Origin of the sequence: Streptomyces swartbergensis (assembly GCF_002148965.1) — a bacterium.
GTDB lineage: Bacteria > Actinomycetota > Actinomycetes > Streptomycetales > Streptomycetaceae > Streptomyces > Streptomyces swartbergensis.
Map to the genome: position 1 here is coordinate 1 of NZ_NGFN01000514.1, position 4,084 is coordinate 4,084.

3 protein-coding genes and 1 pseudogene are annotated in these 4,084 nt (G+C 72.2%); 1 reads left to right on the forward strand and 3 read right to left on the reverse strand.

Going from position 1 to position 4,084, the window contains the following annotated elements; all coding sequences use genetic code 11:
- Positions 1-59: 59 nt before the first annotated feature.
- Entirely contained in the window at positions 60-452 is a 393-nt protein-coding gene (locus tag CA983_RS41235) for an SCO5389 family protein (RefSeq protein WP_086605786.1), read from the forward strand.
- Here CA983_RS41235 and CA983_RS41240 read toward each other — a convergent pair.
- The 3 genes and pseudogenes from CA983_RS41240 to CA983_RS49755 form a co-directional block, all read right to left on the reverse strand.
- A complete protein-coding gene (locus tag CA983_RS41240) occupies positions 439-1,302 on the reverse strand; it encodes an alpha/beta fold hydrolase (RefSeq protein ID WP_086605787.1) in 864 nt (287 codons plus the stop codon). The genes CA983_RS41235 and CA983_RS41240 overlap by 14 nt on opposite strands.
- Before the next feature lie 143 nt (positions 1,303-1,445).
- Positions 1,446-3,488, reverse strand: coding sequence for an elongation factor G (gene fusA / locus CA983_RS41245; protein WP_208637162.1), 2,043 nt, complete (start codon positions 3,486-3,488; stop codon positions 1,446-1,448).
- 341 nt (positions 3,489-3,829) lie between these two features.
- Positions 3,830-3,952: pseudogene (locus CA983_RS49755) on the reverse strand (YceI family protein); the annotation flags it as partial.
- Positions 3,953-4,084 lie beyond the last annotated feature (132 nt).

Consider the following 4,084-nt stretch of genomic DNA (forward strand, 5'->3'; position numbering starts at 1 on the left):
CCTCCCGCCTCCCCTACCGCCCTACCGCCCTACCGCCAACAGACAGGACGACACCCCCCATGTCTCTCGACGTCTCCCCGAAGCTCCTCGCCGAAGCCGAGCAGGGTGACATCCGCGAGGAGGACTTCGTGGACACGGTCCGCACGTCCCTCCCTTACGCCTACGACCTGATCGCCTCCCTGGCCACCGAACTCCACGACGGCCAGTCCGACTTCACCGACAACCAGACCCCTCCCCCGTCGGAACAGGAGCGCGGCCAACTCCTGCGCGCCCTCGCCAGCGACGCGATCCGCACCAGCCTGGAACGCCACTTCGGCATCACGCTGGCCTTCCAGAACTGCCACCGCGTGGCGGCGTTCCGCCCGGAGTCGCGGGACGGGGAGACGTACGCGCGCTTCACGTCCGTGCGGTCCCAGATCCTGAACCAGTCGCCGGAGTTCAGGGACTGCTGACGCCGCCGCCCTCGTCCAGAAAAGCCACCACGGCCGTCACGAACCGCCCCCGGTCGTCCAGCCACGGAAAGTGCCCCGCCCCGCTCTGCACGACCAACTCGGCGCTCGGGAACAGCCCCGCGTACTCCTTCATCACGCGCGCAGGCCCCGCCACGTCGTACTCCCCGGCGAGGACGAGAACCGGTGAGGGAAACGCGGCAAGGGCACTCCGGGTTGCGTCGGGGTCGAAGGCACCCTCGGAGGCGTAGCGCGCGGCGGCTTCGTCGTTGCGCTGTCGCTGCTCAGCCGCACGGAAGGCCCGGGCCTCGTCGTCCCAGCGGGCGAACCAGAAGGGGGCGACGGCGTCCCAGTCGGCGGCCGTCGCCCGGCCGGCCGTGATGGCCTCCAAGGACGCCTGCGCCGGGGCGAACCACGGTTCGTCCCGGCGCAGGCGTGCCGTCTCCAGGCGGTCCTCGGCGGCGATGTCGAGGCCGACGGCGAAGACGCTGGGCGTGACCAGGACGAGCCGGCCCACGCGGTCCGGATGGCGGGCCGTGTACAGCGCGGCCAGATTGGCACCGGCGCTGTGCGCGAGCACGTCTAGCCGCTCCAGGCCCAGCTCCTCGCGCAGCGCCTCGACATCGGCGACTTGCCGGTCACAGCGGTACGACGCCGTGTCCCCCGGCACAGCCGAACTTCCGGTGCCCCTGAGGTCCAGCCGGATCAGGGTGCGGTGGGCGGTCAGGCCGCCCAGGTCCCCGAGGTAGACCGAGTCCTGCATCGGGCCACCGGGGAGGCAGACCAGAGGCGGGCCGTCCCCCGTCGCGTGGTAGGCGAGGGTGGTGCCGTCGGGGGCGGTGAAAGTGGGCATGGGCGCGAGGGTGGCAGGAGGCGGAGGACGGGGCAACCGGATATCCGCCGGGCTGTCAGCCGTCCACCGTGCCGTCGACGGTGGTGTCCTACCGTGAGCGGGTCGGCCCCTCCTCTTCCGGGGAGGGGCCGACCGCCGTGCTGCTACCGCACCGGCGTCGCGACCGGCGCCGGCGCGTAGCCGGTGGGCCGGGCAGTGAAGGTGCCGCGGCCCTGGGTGCGGCTGCGCAGGCGGGTCGCGTAACCGAAGAGTTCGGCCAGCGGCACGGTGGCCGTGACGACCGCCGTGCCCGCGCGGGTGACCGAGCCGGTCACCCGGCCACGCCGGGCGGCGAGGTCGCCGAGCACGCCGCCCACCGCGTCCTCGGGCACGGTGACCGTGACCTCGACGACCGGCTCCAGCAGGACCATCGCGCAGGCACGCAGAGCCTCGCGGAGGCCGAGGCGGCCGGCCGTGCGGAACGCCGTGTCCGACGAGTCCTTCACATGGGTCGACCCGTCGGTGAGCGTGACGCGCACCCCCGTCACCGGGTGCCCGCCGAGCGGCCCCTCGGCGAGGGCGTCGCGGCAGCCCGCCTCGACCGCCCGGACGTACTCCTGCGGCACGCGTCCGCCGACGACGGCAGACCGGAAGGCGAACCCGCCCTCCTCATACGGCTCCACGTCGAGGACGACATGGGCGAACTGTCCCGCCCCGCCGTCCTGTTTGACGTGCCGATAGACCAGCCCGGACACGCCCCGGGCGACGGTCTCCCGGTAACTGACCCGGGGGCGGCCGACGTTGACCTCCAGTCCCAGCTCGCGCCGGAGCTTCTCCACCGCCACCTCCAGGTGCAGTTCACCCATGCCCGACAGCACCGTCTGCCCTGTCTCCGGGTCGGTCCGCACGACCAGCGAGGGGTCCTCCTCGGTCAGCCGGGCCAGCCCGGACGCCAGACGGTCGGTGTCGCCGGCCCCGCGCGACTCGACCGCGACCGACACCACCGGCTCGGGAACACCCGGCGGTTCCAGGACGAGCGGGGCGTCCGGCGCGCACAGGGTCGAGCCGGCGCGGGCCGACTTGAGCCCGATGACGGCGACGATGTCCCCGGCGACCGCCCGGTCCAGCGGTGCGTGCCGGTCGGCCTGGACGCGCAGGATGCGGCCGATCCGCTCGGTGCGGCGCGCGCTCGCGTCCCACAGGGTGTCTCCCTTCTCGATCGTCCCGGAGTAGATCCGCAGGTAGGTCAGCCGTCCTGTCGGGGTGGCGTGCACCTTGAAGGCGAGGGCGGCCGGTGGTGCCGCCGGATCCGCGGGCCGCTCCTGGTCGTCGCCGCTGGACGTGCCTCTGACCGGCGGCACGTCCAGCGGCGACGGCAGATAGGCCACGACCGCGTCGAGCAGCGGCTCGACACCGCGGTTGCGGTACGCGGAGCCGCACAGCACGACCACGCCGTCACCGTCCCGGGTCAGGTCCCGCAGCGCCGAGGAGAGGGTCCGCTCGGTCAGCGTGCCCGTGTCGCAGAACTCCTCCAGGGCGCCCGGATGGAGTTCCGCCACGGCCTCCTCCAGCGCCCGGCGCCGTGCGAGGGCCTCGTCCCGGAGGTCGTCCGGCACCGGCGCCTCCTCGACGGCATCGCCGTCGGCCCACCGCAGGGCACGCATGCGTACGAGGTCGACGACGCCGGTGAAGGTGTCCTCCGAGCCGATGGGCAACTGCACGACCAGCGGCGCCGGGTGCAGCCGATCCCTGATCGACGCGACGGCCGTGTCCAGGTCGGCACCGGCGCGGTCCATCTTGTTGACGAACGCGATCCTCGGCACGCCGTGCCGGTCTGCCTGCCGCCACACCGACTCGCTCTGCGGCTCCACCCCGGCCACCGCGTCGAACACCGCCACCGCACCGTCGAGGACCCGCAGCGCCCGCTCCACCTCGTCGGCGAAGTCGACGTGCCCCGGGGTGTCGATCAGGTTGATCCGGTGACCGTCCCAGGCGCAGCTCACCGCCGCGGCGAAGATGGTGATGCCCCGGTCCCGCTCCTGCGGGTCGAAGTCGGTGACGGTCGTGCCGTCGTGGACCTCGCCGCGCTTGTGCGTGGTTCCGGTGGCGAACAGGATCCGTTCGGTGACGGTGGTCTTGCCGGCGTCGACGTGGGCGAGGATGCCGAGGTTGCGGACGACGGCGAGCGGGTTGTGGTTGATGCGCACGGCCCAGGGCCTTTCGAAAGGTTCAGGAAAGGGGCAGCGCGATTACCGGGCGAGGCGGGCATGGCGACATGCAGTGCACAGCTTGCTGACTCCACGTCAGCAAGCTGCGGCACATGCTGTTCAGACGTTCGTCCCGGTCATCCGGTGCCCGCCGCGCAGCGGGCACCGGAGCGACGAGGACACGAGGATCACCTCGTAGCGCGGCAGGGAGACGGTGGCAGCGGTGCGGTCACGCATGGCCGTCTCCCTTCGTTCGTCACGACGGTGCGCCGCCGCTCACGTCGTGGGCGGCGCCGGGTACTCGGTGAGTGTAGGGAGGGCGGAGGGAGCCGGGCCAGGGATTATTCCGGCGGGGTCGGGGTGTCGTGGGTCCGGTACATCGCCTGGACGTCCAGCTCCAGTTGCACCGTCGGACCGACCACCGCGATGCCCCGGGCCAGCATCGAACGCCAGTTGAGCGTGAAGTGGCTTCATGGGCTGGGCTAATCGGCCCCAAAGGGGCATCGCCCTGGGCACTCCAGGCGGAATGGGGTCTGACCTGCTGAGATACGGTGCGATAGGTTGCGCTCAATGGAGACGAGTTGAGATCTCTACCC

What these genes read in the sequence shown, in the direction of transcription:
- CA983_RS41235 (WP_086605786.1), top strand. Translation starts at nt 60, where the DNA reads ATGTCTCTCGACGTCTCCCCGAAGCTCCTCGCCGAAGCCGAGCAGGGT.
- CA983_RS41240 (WP_086605787.1), bottom strand. Translation starts at nt 1,302, where the DNA reads ATGCCCACTTTCACCGCCCCCGACGGCACCACCCTCGCCTACCACGCG.